This window comes from Chitinophaga lutea (assembly GCF_003813775.1).
Classification (GTDB): Bacteria; Bacteroidota; Bacteroidia; order Chitinophagales; family Chitinophagaceae; genus Chitinophaga; species Chitinophaga lutea.
Window position 1 is genome coordinate 2,151,470 of sequence record NZ_RPDH01000002.1, and the last position, 18,432, is coordinate 2,169,901.

General features: G+C 53.0%; 16 protein-coding genes. 6 read left to right on the forward strand and 10 right to left on the reverse strand.

Translation table 11 applies throughout. From position 1 onward, the window contains the following. Window positions 1-220 precede the first annotated feature (220 nt). The 6 genes from EGT74_RS20970 to EGT74_RS27095 all read left to right on the forward strand — a co-directional run bounded on the left by EGT74_RS20970 (window position 221) and on the right by EGT74_RS27095 (window position 5,772). Window positions 221-850 (forward strand): hypothetical protein, encoded by a 630-nt coding sequence (locus EGT74_RS20970; protein ID WP_123848514.1) that lies wholly within the window; start codon window positions 221-223, stop codon window positions 848-850. 140 nt (window positions 851-990) lie between these two features. Further along, entirely contained in the window at window positions 991-2,022 is a 1,032-nt protein-coding gene (locus EGT74_RS20975; RefSeq protein WP_123848515.1) for a sensor histidine kinase, read from the forward strand. Beyond that, window positions 1,991-2,680, forward strand: coding sequence for a LytR/AlgR family response regulator transcription factor (locus tag EGT74_RS20980; protein WP_123848516.1), 690 nt, complete (start codon window positions 1,991-1,993; stop codon window positions 2,678-2,680). Before EGT74_RS20975 ends, EGT74_RS20980 begins: the two co-directional genes overlap by 32 nt. 52 nt (window positions 2,681-2,732) lie before the next feature. Beyond that, entirely contained in the window at window positions 2,733-4,664 is a 1,932-nt protein-coding gene (locus EGT74_RS20985) for a heparinase II/III domain-containing protein (protein WP_123848517.1), read from the forward strand. A gap of 264 nt (window positions 4,665-4,928) precedes the next feature. Next, window positions 4,929-5,249 (forward strand): RhuM family protein, encoded by a 321-nt coding sequence (gene rhuM, locus EGT74_RS27395; protein WP_394338036.1) that lies wholly within the window; start codon window positions 4,929-4,931, stop codon window positions 5,247-5,249. Continuing rightward, window positions 5,212-5,772 carry a type II toxin-antitoxin system death-on-curing family toxin gene (locus EGT74_RS27095; RefSeq protein WP_220392918.1) on the forward strand — a complete coding sequence of 187 codons (561 nt, stop codon included), beginning with the start codon at window positions 5,212-5,214 and terminating at the stop codon, window positions 5,770-5,772. The genes rhuM and EGT74_RS27095 overlap by 38 nt, the downstream gene beginning before the upstream one ends. A gap of 91 nt (window positions 5,773-5,863) precedes the next feature. Here EGT74_RS27095 and EGT74_RS20995 read toward each other — a convergent pair whose 3' ends face one another. The 10 genes from EGT74_RS20995 to EGT74_RS21040 form a co-directional block, all read right to left on the reverse strand. Next, on the reverse strand, window positions 5,864-6,715 hold the full coding sequence (locus tag EGT74_RS20995; protein ID WP_158618246.1) for an alpha/beta hydrolase: 852 nt from the start codon (window positions 6,713-6,715) through the stop codon (window positions 5,864-5,866). A 10-nt stretch (window positions 6,716-6,725) separates the two neighbouring features. Next, window positions 6,726-7,910, reverse strand: a complete 1,185-nt coding sequence (locus EGT74_RS21000) for an AGE family epimerase/isomerase (RefSeq protein WP_123848519.1) — start codon at window positions 7,908-7,910, stop codon at window positions 6,726-6,728. Between the two features lie 29 nt (window positions 7,911-7,939). Next, on the reverse strand, window positions 7,940-8,875 hold the full coding sequence (locus tag EGT74_RS21005) for a DUF4434 domain-containing protein (protein ID WP_123848520.1): 936 nt from the start codon (window positions 8,873-8,875) through the stop codon (window positions 7,940-7,942). Window position 8,876: 1 nt separating this feature from the next. Further along, on the reverse strand, window positions 8,877-9,554 hold the full coding sequence (locus EGT74_RS21010) for a GDSL-type esterase/lipase family protein (protein ID WP_246008270.1): 678 nt from the start codon (window positions 9,552-9,554) through the stop codon (window positions 8,877-8,879). Then, window positions 9,551-10,204 (reverse strand): GDSL-type esterase/lipase family protein, encoded by a 654-nt coding sequence (locus EGT74_RS21015; RefSeq protein WP_158618247.1) that lies wholly within the window; start codon window positions 10,202-10,204, stop codon window positions 9,551-9,553. Before EGT74_RS21015 ends, EGT74_RS21010 begins: the two co-directional genes overlap by 4 nt. Window positions 10,205-10,218: 14 nt before the next feature. Then, the gene (locus tag EGT74_RS21020) at window positions 10,219-12,072 is read right to left on the reverse strand and encodes a sodium:solute symporter family protein (RefSeq protein WP_123848522.1); all 1,854 of its coding nucleotides are present in this window, start codon (window positions 12,070-12,072) and stop codon (window positions 10,219-10,221) included. 10 nt (window positions 12,073-12,082) lie between these two features. Further along, on the reverse strand, window positions 12,083-13,426 hold the full coding sequence (locus EGT74_RS21025; RefSeq protein WP_123848523.1) for a DUF5009 domain-containing protein: 1,344 nt from the start codon (window positions 13,424-13,426) through the stop codon (window positions 12,083-12,085). Window positions 13,427-13,543: 117 nt separating this feature from the next. Continuing rightward, window positions 13,544-14,947: an alpha amylase family protein gene (locus EGT74_RS21030; protein WP_123848524.1), complete on the reverse strand. Its 1,404-nt coding sequence runs from the start codon at window positions 14,945-14,947 to the stop codon at window positions 13,544-13,546. A gap of 14 nt (window positions 14,948-14,961) precedes the next feature. Continuing rightward, on the reverse strand, window positions 14,962-16,638 hold the full coding sequence (locus EGT74_RS21035) for a DUF5018 domain-containing protein (RefSeq protein WP_123848525.1): 1,677 nt from the start codon (window positions 16,636-16,638) through the stop codon (window positions 14,962-14,964). A gap of 82 nt (window positions 16,639-16,720) precedes the next feature. Then, the gene (locus EGT74_RS21040; protein ID WP_158618248.1) at window positions 16,721-18,415 is read right to left on the reverse strand and encodes a RagB/SusD family nutrient uptake outer membrane protein; all 1,695 of its coding nucleotides are present in this window, start codon (window positions 18,413-18,415) and stop codon (window positions 16,721-16,723) included. Window positions 18,416-18,432: the final 17 nt, after the last annotated feature.

An 18,432-nucleotide genomic window follows, 5' to 3' on the forward strand; every position in this document is an offset into this window, starting at 1 on the left:
CAAAGGGGCCGCCTTTTTTGAAAATATCTAATGGGGGCCGGTTTATGGATGGCCAATCCATGGAAAATCATAACAAGGAAGTGAAATTTGAGTTGCGGGACCGGGACACTAATGGCATCTGTCGAGGTAAAACCCGATGCACCAGCGCTGAAGGAACCACACGTGCCGCCTGAGACATACCGGAAAAATGTAATAAATTCAAATAAAGTTAAAGGTAAAAATGACCGGAAAAAAAGCAGTTAAAACATCCGCATTTAAATACGACCCGGTAACCAGTGAAGTAAGCTTAATTACAGATTTGAAATTCGTTTACCGTTCAGGTTCATTTCAACTGGATGCCAATCAGCACGGAGAAGAAGATCTGATCGCAATTACGGGTGTCAGGAAAGGAGAGAACAAACTGGAATTTTCCGCTGAGGCCAACGGTAAGCCGGTCAATTTCGAACTGACAGGCAACCATTCAATCGACAACCTGTTTTTTGATATCATTGCCGGCTTCAACGGGCCCATCCCTGCATCGCCGGATGATCTGGATAAAATCGAAGTGGTTTTTCAAGACGGGGATTTGTCGGCTTTTTACATTTACAAGAAGATGCTGAAAAGTGGTGAATACCAGCTGCTGGATGCTTTACGCATCATTCGTGAAACGGATGGTCTTTTCCTGGTCAGGCAAAAACCATTTAGAAAAATCAAACTTTCAAAAGTGTATCCTGAAAGTAACGTGATCGCCTGTGAAAGTATCGATGGTGAACGGTACGGTTTTACGTTGGATGTCAATGAAGCGGTTCTTGGTTTGATCAACCGGCTCTTTCTTCAATTGAAAATTGACGGCATGCAAAAAACACCGTAGTCAAAAAAAACTACACCTTCTTTTGCCGTCTGATAGTTCCGTTGCGGCCAGCACAGGATTTTGCAACCATATCCCTGATGAATGCGGGATATCATAAAAATGGGCCCTTTTCGGGTCAATCGTATTAAATTGCCTGGCGTATGACGCTGAAGAACATATTCAATAACAGCTGGGTGGTCAATGTGCTCCTGCTGATCGTGCTGTTGACGGTGAACGTATTAATCAATCTGCAATATGAGCCTATCAGCAACACGAACCTGTATGTCTGCCAGGCCGTTTCGCTGACGTTCATCTTTATCATGGCTGCCCTGCATAACAAATACATGCTGAAGATCGTGCTGAACCAGCAGTACTGGCGGTATTTCCTGTTGCTGGCGGGCTGGCTGGCGCTCACCACCATTGTGACCTATAACCTGCGGCTGAACGTTTTCAAGTCTGATCGCGACGTGATCTGGGTGGGCGACCTGGTGTTTGCCGCCGCTTCCCTGCTGATCGGCATCGGCCTCTGGTTCATGTACCGCGGCGCCACCTTCCAGACGCTGGAGCTCCGCAACTCGCTGCTGATGCGGGAAAAGGAACTGCAATACCTGCAAAGCCAGCTCAACCCGCATTTCTTTTTCAACACCCTCAACAACCTCTACGGCGTAAGCCTCCGCTACCCGAATAAAACGCCCGAGCTGATACTCAGCATTTCCGAACTGATGCGCTACCAGCTCGAAAGCTCCCGGAAGCAGCTGGTGCCGCTGGAAGACGAGCTGCAGTTCATCCGCAACTACGTACACCTCGAAAGGGCCCGCGTGCGGCAGCGATGCCAGGTGAACTTCAAAAAGAAAGGCCACGAAAAAGACCTGCTGATCACGCCGCTCATCCTGATCGCCTTCGTGGAGAACGCCTTTAAATATGCCCCTTCCAGCATGTCGGCCTCTTATATCAAGGTGGAGCTCGAAATCAAAGGGGAAGTCCTCCATATGAAAATCCGCAACACCGTGCCGGACAATAAACAATCCGTATCTTCGACGGGCGTTGGCCTCAACAACGTAAAACAAAGGCTGGCCCTGGCCTATGCCAAACGGCATACCCTGATCACCAGCGAAGAGAACAATATTTATTCAATCGAACTGATCTTAACTTTAGACCGTCATGCAAGTACTCCGCTGCCTGATCGTAGATGACGAGCCCGGTGCCCATTATGTGCTGGAAGCGCATATCGAAAAAGTGCAGGCCCTCCAGATCGTGGGGCATTGCTACAATGCCATGGAAACCGCCAACTTCCTGCACCGCGAGAAGGTGGACGTGGTATTCCTCGACATCAATATGCCCGAACTGAGCGGCCTCGACCTGCTGAAGACCCTCAACAACAACCATCCCCGCATCATCCTTTGCAGCGCTTACAGCGAGTTTGCGCTGGAAAGTTATGAGTATGACGTGGTGGACTATATCCTCAAACCCATCAGCTTTCCCCGCTTCCTCAAAGCCGTGAATAAAATCCTGCAACAGGAAGCCCCCGTGGCCGTTCCGCCCGAAGAGCCGCTGCTGCTCAAAACCGGCAGCACACAAACTTCCGTGGACCCGAACGACATCTACTACGTGCAAAGCATGGGCAACTACGTAAAGGTGTACCTCGAGAACAAATGCCTCATCGTGAACGCCACCACCGCGGAAATGGAAAAACTCCTGCCCGCCAGCTGTTTCGTGCGCATCCATAAATCCTACATCATCGCGGCCGACAAAGTGGAGGAATGGGGCCCGCGGCATGTGGTGATCCTCGACGAAAGCCTGCCCGTTGGCCAGACCTTCAAAATCAATCTCAACAAACTGAAAGAACGTTAACAAGGTTTGATCCCACCGGAATAGATATTATTTTTAAGCAAAACATTATTCTGTGAGAGGGATTTTCATTACACTCGCCTGCCTGGTGCAGGTTTTCCACGTTTTTGCACAGGACCACCGGGACCTCCTGACCGCCCGCTATACCGAACAGCAGGTCAGCGAATCGCTTATCCGGAACCAGGACTGGGTTGGCCTCCCCGCCTATACCGACCGCGGCTTCTGGGAGAACCTGCCTGCCCGTGTGCGCACCGCCATTATCAAAAAAGGGGAAGAAGCCCTGAGCTTCAACTGGGGCGTGGTGAAAGCCACCGATTTTATGGCCTTTACCCGCACGGGGAACCGCGACATCATGCAGAACCCGAATTCCGCCCGCAAAAGCGCACTGCAAAACCTCGCCCTGGCCGAACTGGCCGAAGGCAAGGGCCGCTTCACCGATCAGCTCATCAACGGCGTATGGGCCATCAGCGAGCAAAGCAGCTGGGCCCTGTCTGCCCACCTGCCCGTCACCAAGGGCGCCGACCTGCTGCCGGATATTTCCAAACCCGTGATCGACCTAGGTTCCGCCGATGCAGGCGCGTTGCTGGCCTGGGTGCACTATTATTTCCGGCCGCTGTTCGACAAGGTGAACCCGCTGATATCGTCGCGCCTCCGGTACGAAGTGCGGAAAAACGTGCTGGAGCCTTATTATACCCGGAACGACTTCTGGTGGATGGGCTTCAGCAACCGGCCCATGAACAACTGGAATCCCTGGGTGAACTATAACGTGATGCAATGCATCCTGCTGCTGGAAGACGACGCCCAACTGCGCAGCAAATACATCTACAAAGCCATCACCTCCATCGACAAGTTCACCAATTCATATTATGCAGACGGCGCCTGCGACGAAGGCCCCTCCTACTGGAGCCACGCCGGGGGTAAATATTTCGAATGCCTCGAACTGCTCCACCGCGCTACCCGCGGGAAGGTGGACGTGTTCAGCCATCCCCTGGTCAAAAACATGGGCAACTACATCTGCAATGTGTACATCAACGCCCCTTATTACGTGAACTTCGCCGACGCCAGCGCCAAAGGCGGCATCAACCAGGGCATGGTGTACCGGTACGGTAAAGCGATCAAGGACGAAACGATGATGGGTTTCGGCGCGTTCTATGCGCATAAAGACAGCATGGATACGCGTCTCCCGTCGGGCACCATCGAAGCCGTGATTGCCGACCTGGTGAACATGAAAGAAATCATGGCGCATACGCCACGTGAACCGCTGATCAATTCGCACTGGTACCCGCAAACGGAAGTAGCCGTTGCCCGCGAATATCCAGGTAGCCAACGCGGCTTTTATTTTGCAGCCAAAGGTGGGCACAATGCAGAGTCGCACAACCATAACGATGTGGGCTCTTTCATTCTCTATTACGACGGCAAACCCTGCCTCGTAGACGCCGGCGTGGGCACTTACACCCGCCAGACCTTCAGCCCGGATCGTTACAAAATCTGGACGATGCAATCGTCGTATCACAACCTACCCGAGATCAACGGCGTGGCGCAGGAAGCCGGCCGCAGCTTCAAAGCCACGACCGCGGCGTTTTCCAGCACCGCCAGGGCCGTCAGCTTCAGCGCCGACATTGCCACCGCCTATCCCGCTGCCGCGAAAGTGGCTTCATGGAAACGGAGCTATCGCCTGAACCGCGGAGGCAGTTTTGTGATTGCCGATGATTATACCCTCAACGCGTTTGTGGCACCGCAATTGGTGCATTTCCTGACCGCCTGCAAAGCCACCGTTACCCGGCCCGGTCAGATCAGGCTGGAAGGGGACGGCTTCGTGCTGGTGATGCATTACGACGCCAAAAAACTCACCGCCAGTGTGGAGCATATCGACAACAACGACCCGAGGCTGGAACGCAGCTGGCCGGGTGGCCTGAACAGGATTTCGTTGAAGGGGAACGGGGAGGAATTGAAAGGAGCGTGGCAGGTGGAGGTTAGGAAAGGTTGATTCCTATTTTTATTATACGTAAGCGATTGATTACACACAACTAAAGTTAGTTGTTGAATACTGAGCACTCAGAGTACCTAAATTTCAACCACGATATTTGGGGCAACTTTCCTGCTTCAAATAATTTAGAATGATGGAAGCAGGAAAAATACTTATTTACAAACGCAAGATGGCAAGTACTCTCTAAATGTAACATTAGATCTTGATACTGTATGGCTTGGGCAGGAAGAAATTTCGCAATTATTTGATCGAGACAGGTCTGTAGTGTCAAGGCACATTGCGAATATTTTCAAAGAGCACGAACTCGACTCTACAACTAATACACAGGACTATCTGGTTGAATACTCCGACCGGCCAGTCACTTTATACAGCCTTGATGTAATCTTGTCAGTCGGATACCGGATAAGATCGACGAGAGGCACTCAATTCAGAATATGGGCCAACAATGTACTCAAGGAGTACCTCATAAAAGGTTATTCCCTCAACGAAACCCGATTGAAAGAAACAGGCAGAACAATTATCTTTACTGAAAGAAACAATCCGGCTCATGAGCAACATTGTGGCAAACAATCAACTTTCAGATAGTGAAGCAGGCGACCTGTTAAAGGTATTGACCGACTACACCTATGCCCTCGACATTCTCGACAAATACGACCACCAACAGTTGACGATCCAGTCCACTACCACTGACTCATTGTTCCAGATCAATTATGAGGAAGCCACGAAGGCTATTCAGGGTTTAAAGCAAAAATTCGGCGGCAGTGAACTGTTTGGCAATGAAAAAGACGAGTCCTTCAAAAGCTCCCTGTCCGTCATCTACCAGACTTTCGATGCAAAGGAGCTCTATCCCAGTGTAGAAGAAAAAGCTGCCCACCTGCTTTACTTCGTGATAAAAAACCATTCCTTTTCAGATGGCAACAAACGAATAGCTGCGTTCCTGTTTGTCTGGTTCCTTGAAAAGAACCAGCTGCTTTATAGAGCCGATGGCTCAAAACGCATTGCAGATAATGCGCTCGTGGCACTCACGTTGATGATCGCCGAAAGCAAACCGGATGAGAAGGAAATTATGACAAAGGTGGTCGTGAACCTGATCAATGCATTTAACTAATGAAAACAAAAACGCCCTGCAACTGCATTGCAAGGCGGCTCTGTTTGAGGTTTTCAATCCTAAAGACTTTCCGGACTATCTGCGGTGATACTCACTTCATCCCCACTCCCACAACTTCCTTCGCCCCTATCTTCTTCCCCGTCACCACATTCCGCATGAATGTATCCATCTTATCAAACTCCCTGAACATATAGTTACTCACTTCATGCCCGTTGCCGTTGTAGGTGTACAGCACTACCGGTTTGTTCCATTCCTTCCCTTTTTCATAAATCGTTTTCGAGCCGAAGAGCATCATCCAACCCTGTGAGGTAGCCGGGCAAAAGTGATGTGAGGCCGTGCCGAATGGTACCAGCTGGTCTTTGGTGCCGTGCATCAGCAGCATGGGCACCCAGTTGGCGGGCTGCATCGTATTGATGTCTACCAGCGCGCCGGCGAAGATCAGCGCACCACAGAAACGGGGTGTTTTGAAATAGTCGAACCGAGCAGGGTCTGCGGCAGCGAACGGGTTGTAAAGCAGCTGCAACGCGGTTTCCGCACCGGCGCTGCTTCCTGCCAGGAAAAACTGCCCGGGGTTCACCCGGAAGGAATCTGCGCGGCTGAGAATGAATTTCGCTGCGTCTGCCGCGTCCTCTACCGCCAGGCGGATGGCCTTCAGTTTTTCCGGTGTCACCGTGTTGCAACCGAAGCTGCTGCCTTTCAGGTACAGGCGGTATGAAATCACGAACACATTATACCCCCGTTTGCTCATGCCTTCGGCGAAGGGTTTCTGGTTGGCGGTTTCACCGCCGGTGAAACCGCCGCCGTGAATGAACATCACCGACATACCGTTGGGCTTGCCCTGTGGCCGGTAGTGATCGAGGTACAACGAATCGCGGTAGCTGACACGCGTTTGTGCCTGCGCGAGACTGCAGCAAAGCAGGCAGCAGAAAAACAAAAATCTCATATACATCTTTTTAAACAACACTGGGCTGCTCACTGAACGCAGGCGCCTTTTCCAGCGTTTGCCACACCTGGTATAAAGCGCGCGGCACATGGAAACAACCTTTCCATTTGCCCCCTTTCAGCTGCAGCAGCGGCTCGCCCTGGCGGTTAAGATAACCAAACCATTCGGGATGTTCCGCATCTTTGAAATGTTTCCAGGTATATGCATGCACTTTCTCAAACCATGTTTTGCAGGCCTCGTTACCTGTCAGCTGCCAGCCTTTGGCCAGGAACACCAGCGTTTCGAGGTGCACCCACCAGAGTTTCTGGTCCCATTCCAGCTGCTGCGGCGGGCGGTTATAGATGTCCATGAAATAAAAGATTCCGCCGTGTTTTTTATCCCATCCATGCTCCAGCATGCGCAGGCCGATGGCGGTGGCCTTTTCGGCCAGCGCTTTGTCGTTCAGGCGCACCGCCAGGTCCATAATGAACCACATGGCTTCGATGGCGTGGCCGGGGTTGAGCAGGCGGCCTTCGAAGGAGTCGGAGAAGCTCCCGTCTTCCAGTACGTTTTCGAGTATCAGGCCCGTTTCTTCGTGGTAAAACACCTCCATCACTTCTTCCAGTACCTGGGGAATAAACTCGTTCACCTTGTCGCGGCCCAGGATATGCTCCAGTTCCAGCGACAGGTTACAGAGTATCATCGGCAGCGCAAAATTTTTCAGGTTGCGCGTACCGGCGACGTTTTTGGTGTATTGGCCTTTTGGATTGCTGCGGCGGCGCAGGATATTTTCAAATGTGTTTTTGGCGATGTCGTGGTATTCCTGTTTGGGCTCGATTTTATACAATGCGCCGAAACCCATGGCGGCAAAACAATCTGAAAAGATGTTATACGGCTGGATAAGCGGGCGCCCGTCCTGCGTGAGCGAAAAATACCAGTTACCCTGCGCGTCGCGGCCGTGCTTTTGCATGAAACCGGCGCCGTGGAGGGCCATGGCTTTCCATTCTTCGTTGGGTGCTACTTTATCGTACAGCATGGAAAACATCCACACCTCACGGCCCTGCAGCCACATAAATTTATCTGTGTCAAATACTTTTCCTTCGCGGTCGAGGCAGGTGAAAAAACCGCCGTTTTTCTCGTCTTTAGAATTTTTGATCCAGAAGGGCAACACGTTTTCCAGTAATTCTTGCTTGTATAAAGCAGCTAAATGTTTCATCAGGTTATTCTTTAAAAATTGGCAGGAGGTTATTTCAGCGCTCCGATGTACTCTTTATAACGGTTATATAAATGTCCGGCCTGCAGGTAGGCAGATTGCGGGCTCATAAAATGTGAAAATTCGAATGTAATGGCTTTGTCGTATCCGGCAAGCCTTGCCGCTTCCAGCTTCAGGCGCAGCTTTTCGAATTTGATGGGCAGGAACTTGATGGGCATGTCGCGGTCGAACGACTCCGCATTCGTCCAGCATTGCATCCCGAACCTGTCGGCCATTCTTTTGTTCACCGCGAAAAACTCCGGCAGTTCGTGGTAATCGATGTGCCCATCCTGGAAGGCAACGGCATCCACCGCGCCGCGTACCCCATCGAATATTTCGCTCCATTCTCTTTCATGTTCCTGGATGGAAACGGCGTCTTCTTTGGTAAGACCGGCGGAAGCGGCCATCACGGCCTTTTTCCCGTCTATCCAGGGAGAGATGAAGGTGTGCAGGCCGTTGCTCACCCCCTTGCACTGGTTGCCCAGCGTGGAGAAAGCTTCCACCGCGCCTTTGGTACGACGGCTGATTTCCATGCTGAGGTACCAGCCTTTGAAACTTTTATAATGACCGTATTCTTTCCATACTTCGTCGATCACATAACGGTTGGCGTCTATTTCAGACTGCATGTTCCCTGTATCCCAATAATGCCCGCTGTCGTACAGCCCGAAGTAAAACTGCATGCCGTGTTTGTCCGCCAGTTCGAGGTACATCTTCACCAGGTCAACCGGTGGGGCGTAACAACCGAACTCTTTTTGCAGGTATGCGGAAGGATAAGTGATGAACCGGCGGTAACCGCTGCGGATCAGGATCACCGTATCGATGCCGACGGCTTTCATATAAGCGAAGTCCCTATCCCACTCTTCGCGGCCCCAGTTCTGGTGGGGAATGTCGTGACTGATCTCGTCGAGGAAAGTGCCTGTGATTTTCATACTACAATTGTTTTTGCTTTTTCAGCCAGTTCACCCAATCCACGTAGGCGACCGGTTCCAGGTGAATACCGTCTTTAGTGTATTCCGCTTTCAGTTCTCCTTTCTCGTCTGCAAACAGGGGGTGCAGGTTGAGATAGGTGAGGTTGAATTCCGTTGCAAGCGGCACAATGCCTTCATTGAGCGCCCTGATCTGGTCAGCCTTATTTTTCAGGTAGGCGTACGGCAATTTGACCTCGTTCATGGGCAGCACGCTTTGCACGATTATTTTCGTTTTGGGGAGGCCCTGCGTCAGTTTGGTGAGAATGCGGCGGTAGTTCTGCAGGATCACTTCCGTCGGCAGCCCCCGCCCGATGTCGTTGATGCCGATGAGCAGGAAAATCTTTTTCGGCTGTTGCTGTATCACTCCATCGAGGCGGGCCAGCAGGCCGAAGGTATTGTCCCCGCCGATGCCACGGTTGGCGATCTTTTTGCCGGGCAGCAGCTCATGCCACTCCCCTCTTTCGGTAATGCTGTTGCCCAGGAACAGGATGTCGGCGGGCTGGTGATTGAGCTGGTTGTACAGTTCCATCCTGCCTTCATAATACCAGTTGGCGTAACTGCTGTCTATTTTCGGGGCCGTTTGTGCCGAGGCGAAAGCCGGTATGGCGCAGGCGGCCAGTAATATCATCCGTTTCATCATAAACATTTTTTACTGCGCAGGAGTTGAACCCATTGCGGATAGGAACTTACCTTCAGGTGCAAACCATCCGGCGTTTCTTTTCTCAGCAACTGTCCCTTGCTGTCGGCAAAGGCTTCGTGCAGATTGATGTACCCATACCTGTTGTCTTTGGCGATCTGTTCCAGTGCGTTATTGAGCAGCGCCACATTCGCGTTGGTCACTTTTTTGAACGCCTCGATAAGGATGGTGTCGTTCACGGGCAGCACGCTTTGCAGGTACACCTTCGTTTTGGGGGAACCCTGTTTGATGATGCCAGCGATGCGTTTGTAATTATTGATGATCACGGGCACGGGCACCTCGCGTTTGAGGTCGTTCACGCCGATCAGCAGGAAGATCTTCGCCGGCTTTTGGGCCACGATCTCCGGCAGGCGGGCGATCACACCGAAGGAATTATCGCCGCTGATGCCACGGTTCTGCACGGGCAGGCCGGGCAGGATGTCGTTCCACTTGCCGGCTTCGGTGATACTGTTACCGAGGAATACGATGGCGCTTTTCTGCTTCGGCATTTTGGCGAACAGCGCCACCCTTTCTTTGTAATGATTGTTATCGTAAGTGCTGTCTATCGCCTGCGCACCGGCGCCGAAACCGGTAGCGAGGAATAGTACGGCCATGGAAACCTGTTTTATCATGCTTGTTCCTGTTTATAGTTTTCGTCTGCTTTACCGAGGTGGTTCCACCAGTTTTTCTTCAACAGCCAGGTAGCGGCGATGAAGATGATCACCCAGCCGAGCATCTGGTAATTCTCCCGTATCATGAAGTAGATGGGTATCACTACCTGGGCCATTTGCCAGATGATACCGATCACGATGTTGAACATATCGCGTTTAAAATCCTTGTTCGGTTTGAAGCCCGGGTCTTCGGCCAGCACCTCTTTACGGATGGGCCCCCAGAAACCCCAGGGGTTCGTCTGTTTATAAAACGCTTTCACGGCCTCCCTGTTCACCAGCGGCGACATATACGTACCGATGATACAGCCCGCGAAGGAGAACAGGAGAATGAGCGGGAACACGTAGATGTCCACGATCTCGGGAAAGAGGAACAGCTTGATGGTGGACCCGATGAGCCCGAACAGCATGCCGTAGAAATAACCGTAGCCGGTGAAGCGCCACCAGATCCATTTCAGGAAGTTGGCCGCGGCATACCCGCCATACAGGGCGGACGTGATCCAGAGGGTGAGCTTGTTAAGCGAAGCGCCCATGAACCCGAACATGATCCCGATGAAGACGAGCACCACAGACGAGATAATGCTCATGCGGATGTATTTCTCGTCGGTGCCATTGGGGTTCACGTATTTTTTGTAGATGTCGTTCACAATGTAGGCAGGGGCCGCATTCACGAATGCGGAGAAGGTGCCCATGAAGGAAGCCAGCAGACCGGCCAGCAGCAGTCCCTTGAAACCGGCAGGCACAAATTTGGCGATGGCCAGCGGGGCGATCTTTTCAAAGTCGATCTGACCACCCTGCGCGCCCAGTTCCGTTTGCATGTACACCAGTGCCAGCACGGCAAAAGCGGCCACCATCAGGTACCGGGGGATGTACATCACCCAGATGGTGGTGAAGCTCATTTTAGCGGCATCGCCGGGGGTACGGGTTGAAAGCACTCTTTGCATGTCGTAGCTCGGCACCGGCCCGGCGATGGAAGCGAAGATGCCTTTGAAGAGCATCATCATCAGCAGGATGCCGAAAAGGCCGAAACCATCCGACGCGATCTTTTCATTCACAGCCGGGAATGGGGTGTTGGTCCAGTCGAGGCCCAGGTTCCAGCCGAACGACAGATCGCTCCAGCCCTGCGGGATAGCCGCGTGCACCTGGTCTGCCGTAACGGAGGTATAAGCGATGTACCCGATCACGAAGCAGGAGATGGTCATGATGATGAACTGCATCACTTCCGTGGCCACCACGCTGTACATACCGCCTTTGATGGTGTACAGGGTGGTCATGGTGCAAAGCAGCAGCGCGTAGCTTCTTTCGGAGGAAAGATGGAAGCTGCCGATGTTCACGGCCAGATCCCACGGCAAAATGGAGGTACAGAATTTACCGATGCCTTCGAAAAAATAAGCGATGAACCCGATCACGCTCACGATCGCGAAAATAACGATGATGATGTGCGACAGGCGGGCGCCTTTCCCGTCGCCGAAGCGGAAGGTGATCCACTGCGCGCCGGTCATTACGTTCGAGCGCCGCATCCAGATGGCGAGGTACACGAATACGAACACCTGGTTCCACACCGGCCACAGCCAGGGAATGAAAGCGCTTTTCAGGCCGTAGATAAAAAGAATGCTCACCGTCCACATGGTGCCGGAAATGTCGAACATCCCGGACGCATTGCTCAGCCCCAGCATGTACCATTTCATTTTGTTGCCGCCGAGGAAATAACTCTGCAGATCCTTCGAGGCTTTCCGGGCGATGTAGAAGCCCAGGAATAAAATGGCGATAATATACCCGATAATTATCCCGATGTCGAGAACGCTTAATGACATTTATATTTTTTTATGTTTTCCAAAACCATTTCCTGCTCACGAAAAATATAGTGATGAGGGACACTATGCCCGTAAATAACAACCCTCTTAATACGCCGAGCCACACATTGTTTTCCATCGCACTGAACAGCCGGATGGCGCCGGTCAGGTGCAATACCGGCAGCAGCAGGAGGTTACCCGCCACATATGCTACCATGGGGTTCCGGCCGTTTTTCGCGAGCCAGCCGATGAGGCGCGAGGCGTAGCCATAAAATTCCAGCACACAAAAACCGAGGATGACCAGGAAGGCGAGCCCCGCCGTTACAAAGTAATAACTATAGGTGGAAGGGTCTTTTTTAATCCCGCCTTCCGTACAATCGAGAAAAAGTCCAAGCCAAAGCAGGTAAATGCCGGCCTGCAGGTAATTTTTCCAGGGTAGTACGGCCACCTTCATGTTACGGCACAACACCAGCATCACAGTGCCCGTTGCCACGGAAAGGCCCAGGTTCAGCACCAGCTGCCGGTTGAATAAAAATATCACGTTCACCAAAACCAGCGTTAAGGTGCCTGCCGCTATCAGCAACCAGTTACGCCTGTCGGCGCCGGCCGGTTGCGCAACCGGCTGCTGCAGCCACTCTCCGGCAAAGGTACCGGGAATGATGATAAACAGGTATTTGAGATAATAGAACTTATACGCCCATGGGAGCGGCGACCAGTTGAACACTGCCTCGGCCCACGAGCCGGGTGTTTGCCCTGCGATCAGTACGGCCGCAACAAAAGGCAGCACGCCTAAACGCCAAAGCGGCTTCTGGCGGGTGAGGTACCAGATCACGGTGCCGAAAAGGGCCATGTTGGCCAGTACTACGATGATGATATCGCTTTTATACACATCGGCATGCCGGTATACCAGAAAGCCGATAGCGGCGGTATACGCCAGCAGTTTCGGCCAGATCTGCTTCATCCGCACGAACATGAAACAAAGCACCCCGAAGCAGGCGATGGAAATCAGGTGCTCTTTGGCCGTAGCCGGTTTGGCCTGTACCCATGCCCTTGCATGCAGGGTAAAAACGGCAAACAGCATCAGCAGGCCGAAGCGCTGCATCACCTGCCAGAGCAGGCGCGGGGGCGGTACGTGTTCCCGGATTTTCCGTTGCAGCGCCAGGGGAATAGCAGCCCCCATGCTGAAAAGGAAAAACGGAAATACCAGGTCTACCCACGTAATGCCGGGCAAAGCCGGGTTAAAACCGTGAGACGGCGGTGGTGTTTGCGCATGATACATCCAGCCGGGCAAAATGCCGAAAGCAATGCTGCTAGACAGCACCATCGCCAGAATGGCAAAGCCGCGGAGCGCATCCAGACTGTTACTGCGGTTCATGTTTGTTTTTTCAAATGAGGGGCCGGCTTCCGCCGGCCCCGGATAATACCACTCTGCTGTTTCGTTCACTCAATCTGATGGGCTGTGCATTTGCGTGCACAGCCGTTTATGGCTCCGTTATTGGTTGCTTAACCCGTTCTTTACGGCGTCCCACAGCGGTTGTTTCAGCCGGTTGTACTGCGGCGCGTAAATATGCACCACGTCAAACAGCATCACCCCGCCGCTGGCCTTGCCCAGGATGTATTTGATGGCTTTGGTGATTTCGCCCTGGTCTTTCCAGTCCACGTTCCCCATATCGATGCTGCCGTATAAAGGCATCTTGTTTTTCGTGATGTACATCCCGCCGTTCAGTGACCCTTCCACACTCCACCAATGGTATTTCAGGTGGGCGGTAGCCGGGTTGTCGGCGAGGCGGATCTGCGTGAAGTAGTTCCCCGTCATCAGCAGGTCGAGCTGCTCCGCGTAGCCGGTTTCGCCGTACTTGGGATAAGCCCAGTCGAAGCGTACTTCCTGGTCGTTGAAAGGATCATATTCCTTGCTGGCCCAGTTTACGCCTACCTGGTAATAAGTGGTATACCAGGCGCCCACGTAGGTACCGAATTTCATATCGGGGCGGGCGGCTTTCACCGTTTCGCGCGCTTTGATGAAGAACTGCTGGATAACGCTGCAGCGGTACATGAGCCATTTGTTGTAGTACTTACCCGTGGTGGCCGGCAGCGTCTGGCCGGAGCTGGTACGCCAGGTGGCCACAATGTCGGTTGGGAACTTCATGTTCTTCGCCGTATTGTCCTGGAACTTGTCTTCCAGGTATTTGATGAACTCCGTTTTGGAGAAATCCGAGAAGTCGGCGTCGATATCGGTGTAGCGGCAATAGTCAAGAATAAGCCCGTCGAATGCATATTTGGTGGCGATCTCCTTGATGATATTCAGCGCGCGCGTTTGTACGGCCGGCTGTGCCGGGTTCACAAAAGCATTGCGGCCGGTGGAGCTCACTTTCACGCGTTCGCCGTTCACGTTGCATACGATGGACTCGTACTGCGCCATGGCCGGGTCGTCGAACACGGTGCCCATCCTGCGATTACCGTCGCCTTCCACCATGGTCACGATGGAGGCATACACCTTAAAGCCGCGCTTGCGGGCTTCCTGGAGCATAAAACCAACGTAATCCACACCGGCTGGGATGGTTTTTCCGTCGAGTGAGGTGATCTGTTTGGCGATGGCGCTGGGATACATCGTGTACCCGCTGCTGCCCTTCACATCCACCACCAGGCCGTTTACACCTACGATCTTCAGGGTGTCGAGCACCTTTTTCAGTTCGGCGGTATCGGCGAGGCGGCCGTAGGTGCCGAACACATTGGAGCGAGCGTCTACCCAGGCAATCACGTCGCGCTTAGGCGTTGGCGTGGTATCGTTGCCGCCGGTATTCCCCGGCGGCTTTGATGGTGTATCTTTTTTACAGGCCGTGGCGGCTGTGAGCATTACAGCCAGCAGGGCGCATATGGGGGAAAAACTGTGTTTCATGTTAAAGGGTTTTATCAGGGTGCGTAAACTGTGAATTCGTGAGCCCTTACACCACCGTTGGTGAGCAGGTAATAAATCTGCATCCGCTGGTTGTTGTCCGAAAACCCAACGGCTACATCGCCGGTACCGTTGCCGTTATCCGGCGCGGTGAGCTGTTCGGAGTTGAACACGTTGAAGTTTTTGAACGACGGGTCGGCGAACGGCGTACCGATCTTGGAAGGATTGGTGACGTCGAAAACAGACAGGTGTACTTTGTTCAGGCTGTACGTTTCCACATATTTCAGGATGGCGAGATAATTGGCATTGTTGAAATTCACCACCGCCGTAGGCATGTGGAAAATACCGCTGATGGCCGGGTCGTTGGCAAAGGCGGCGATGCGCTGGTGCGATGTGCCGTTGATCAGCGCAATGTCGAACTGGTAGTTGATCCAGTAGTTGGCATTGGGCTCGGCAGACACCGGCTGCGCCTCGGCATAGAAACCAAAGTTGGCGGCGCCGTTGGCCAATGAAGGGAAGTTGATCACCTCGGGCACCTGGCTTACCACGGCGCCATTGCTCACCCTCCATTTGTAAATGATGTTGGACACGCCGGCGGGCGCCATGATCACGGCATTCCCGTCGAGGTTGCCGTAGATGTTCACCCTTCTGCCCACACCACCGTCGCCGGGGATGGCGGCCGGGTTGTTGTTGGTCCACTCGATGAGTTTCACCGGAGCGGCATCCATCGGGTTTTTGTATTTGTGCAGGATGAACTTCGCATTCTTAGGCGCCCAGGATGCGCCGAGCAGGTTGCCGGCATCGTCGCCGATCATCTGGAACGACAGCTGGGAACCCAGCGGGTTCACCATCTCCCGCACATACGCACCGGTGAAACGGTTGTACACGCTGTATTTGGATGGATTGGTTCTGCGGGTGATCACCAGGTAATCGCCGCTCACCGCGAGGCAGATTTCATTGTTCGCACTGAAGTTCAGTTCCGTAGCCGATTTACTCCAGAGCTTGCGGTTGATGCCGAAGCCGTAGGCCAGCTTCACCGGCTCCGCGGTTTTCAGCGTATAGGTTTTCGCCACACCGTCTTTGCCCGTCAGCACAAAAGGCGCCGGCTGGGCCATATTCACGGGGCCATCCTGCGGGATGGAGGCAGCGGTATGTTTGTTGATCACATAGCTGATTTTCGCGTCGTTCATCACCGTGCCGGGCATCACATAAAACAGCACTTCACCCGTTTCCTGCACCACCCCGTCTATTTCCTGCGTGGCGCCATCGGCGTCCCTGAAGGTCACTTTAATGCTTTCGATGGTGGTGTTGCCCACTTTTTTTCCCATCACCACATAGTCTTTCTTCTCGCCCGTACCGGCCAGCACGGTAAACCGGAAAGGCTGCCTGAGATCGGTAAATCCGCCGAGGGCCGGTGTGATTTTGGCGTCCGAAGGAATGGAACCGCGGAGGATAATCCGGCTCAGGTCCGTTTCGTCGTCGGAGTCTTCCGGGAAATAATACGGGATATCGAAATAGACGGTATCGTTGCTGATGCGGGGATTGAACAGCCTTTTCCCGCCGTTGCCTTCGTTGGTGGCGAAGATGTCTGCCAGCAGGTTCTGCGGGTTCCGTTTGATCTCGTCGGCTTTGCGGCAGGATGCCAGCATGGCGCCTGCAGCCAGGGATACTATGATAAAGGAATTACGTTTCATCCGAAAAAAATTTTGATTTTATCCGCCGGATGGAGCCGTGCATCTGCAGCGGCTTCATGAAGCTGATTTTTATGAATACAGATTACCAACCCTGGATTTGTGTGATAGCGGTGTTACGCTGAATCTCATCCTGCGGGATGGGTATGTAATACAGAGCCGGTGTGAACTGGCGGTTGGCGTTATCGGCCGGCACCACCTCATATTTGAAACCGGCGCCCTGCGGTGTGATCTTGTGGCCGGTGAAACGTACGCCGTTCAATACGGTGTGCGCCTTGCGCCAGCGGCGGAGGTCCCAGTAACGGTGCCCTTCAAACGCCAGCTCCACCATCCTTTCGTGTTCGATCGCTTTCATGAGCCCCGCCACATCGCCCGGTGCATTTTCGGGGAGGTAGCGCGCCTTGCGCAACGTGTTGAGCGCTTCCTGCGCGCCGCCGATGTTGTTGGATTTGGCGCGTGCTTCCGCGGCAATCAGCAGTATTTCCGCATACCGTAATTCCAGCCAGCTCTGGATGCTTTTGTTCTGCACAAAGTTGATATTGGTGGAATCGAGCATCTTTTTGATGTAATAACCGGTCACCGTTCTTTTGGGCTCGGAAGAAATACCGTATTCAGTGAAGTTTTCGATACCGGTACCTGCTTTCGAGTCGATGGTACGGCCTTTCCAGGAAGCACCGTTGTACAGTACGGACGCGTAAAAGCGCGGCTCACGGTTTTTATACGGCTCGGCAGCCTGTGCGGCATTGCTCCAGCTGAACTTCGAACCGTCGGCCATTTCAAATTCGTTCACCAGTTCGGCAGTAGGCACGCCATATACCATGCCCTGGCCAGGGATATCGCCCGGCGGGGTGAAACCGAAATCGTACTGGTGCGTAAACTGCGGCGCCACGAAATCGAGTTTGAAGATGGCTTCTTTGGTGTCTCTTTTCAGGAAAATGTCTGCAAACTTCGCTTCGAGGCCATAAATGCCCTCTCCGGCCAGTTTGATCACTTCTCCCGCAGCAGCAGCGGCATTCTGATAGTAGGTTGCGGCGCTGGCTGCGGCTACACCGGTAAGGGGATCCTGGTTGTAAGCTTTTTTATCGTACTCCGCAATGGAAGCTGCGTACAGCCAGGTACGCGCCAGCATGCCGTATGCGGCACCTTTGGTGGCGCGGCCGGTGCGGGTGGCGGGCTGCGTTACGGGCAGTTTCTCTGCAGCATAAGCAAAGTCTGCCGCGATGTATTTCCAGCAATCTTCTTCGCTGGAACGCTGGCGGTTTTTCTCTTTATAGTCTTCCAGGCCGGGCATCAATACCACGCTGCCATGCAGTTTCACCAGCCAGAAATACGTGTAGCCGCGCACAAAACGTGCTTCCGCTTCATACATCGCTTTGGCGTCGTCGGAGAGTTTGGCGTATTTGTAGAGGCCGGATAAAAACTCGTTGATACGGCGAATGCGGGCATACCCCGAGCTCCAGTAGTTCAGCTGCGGGCCGGCAGCATTCACACGGCTGGCGTCCATCGCGAGAATGTTCACCGTACCGTTGCCGGACGTGCTGGACGTGTATTTTTCGATGTCGGTCAACGCATCGGTGGCATTACTGTAACCGATGGGAAACTGCCCGAACTTGAACGTCTGGAATTCCGCGTACAATCCCGCCACATACAACTCCATGTTCTCCGGGTTCTTGAATATCGTTTCTTCCGTGTACTTGTCGGTAGGCGTCACATCCAGTGTACAGCCATGTGCAGCCAATACGATACCGGCCAGTACGAATGATCTTTTTATAATTGACATTGTTTTACTCATCGTGG

Bases quoted from the DNA above. Each gene is read 5' to 3' on its own strand.
- EGT74_RS20980 (WP_123848516.1), top strand. From the start codon at position 1,991: ATGCAAGTACTCCGCTGCCTGATCGTAGATGACGAGCCCGGTGCCCAT.
- EGT74_RS21040 (WP_158618248.1), bottom strand. From the start codon at position 18,415: ATGTCAATTATAAAAAGATCATTCGTACTGGCCGGTATCGTATTGGCT.
- EGT74_RS20975 (WP_123848515.1), top strand. From the start codon at position 991: ATGACGCTGAAGAACATATTCAATAACAGCTGGGTGGTCAATGTGCTC.
- EGT74_RS21035 (WP_123848525.1), bottom strand. From the start codon at position 16,638: ATGAAACGTAATTCCTTTATCATAGTATCCCTGGCTGCAGGCGCCATG.
- EGT74_RS20995 (WP_158618246.1), bottom strand. From the start codon at position 6,715: ATGAGATTTTTGTTTTTCTGCTGCCTGCTTTGCTGCAGTCTCGCGCAG.
- EGT74_RS21030 (WP_123848524.1), bottom strand. From the start codon at position 14,947: ATGAAACACAGTTTTTCCCCCATATGCGCCCTGCTGGCTGTAATGCTC.
- EGT74_RS21025 (WP_123848523.1), bottom strand. From the start codon at position 13,426: ATGAACCGCAGTAACAGTCTGGATGCGCTCCGCGGCTTTGCCATTCTG.
- EGT74_RS21015 (WP_158618247.1), bottom strand. From the start codon at position 10,204: ATGGCCGTACTATTCCTCGCTACCGGTTTCGGCGCCGGTGCGCAGGCG.
- EGT74_RS27095 (WP_220392918.1), top strand. From the start codon at position 5,212: ATGAGCAACATTGTGGCAAACAATCAACTTTCAGATAGTGAAGCAGGC.
- EGT74_RS21010 (WP_246008270.1), bottom strand. From the start codon at position 9,554: ATGATGAAACGGATGATATTACTGGCCGCCTGCGCCATACCGGCTTTC.
- EGT74_RS21020 (WP_123848522.1), bottom strand. From the start codon at position 12,072: ATGTCATTAAGCGTTCTCGACATCGGGATAATTATCGGGTATATTATC.
- EGT74_RS21000 (WP_123848519.1), bottom strand. From the start codon at position 7,910: ATGAAACATTTAGCTGCTTTATACAAGCAAGAATTACTGGAAAACGTG.
- EGT74_RS21005 (WP_123848520.1), bottom strand. From the start codon at position 8,875: ATGAAAATCACAGGCACTTTCCTCGACGAGATCAGTCACGACATTCCC.
- EGT74_RS20970 (WP_123848514.1), top strand. From the start codon at position 221: ATGACCGGAAAAAAAGCAGTTAAAACATCCGCATTTAAATACGACCCG.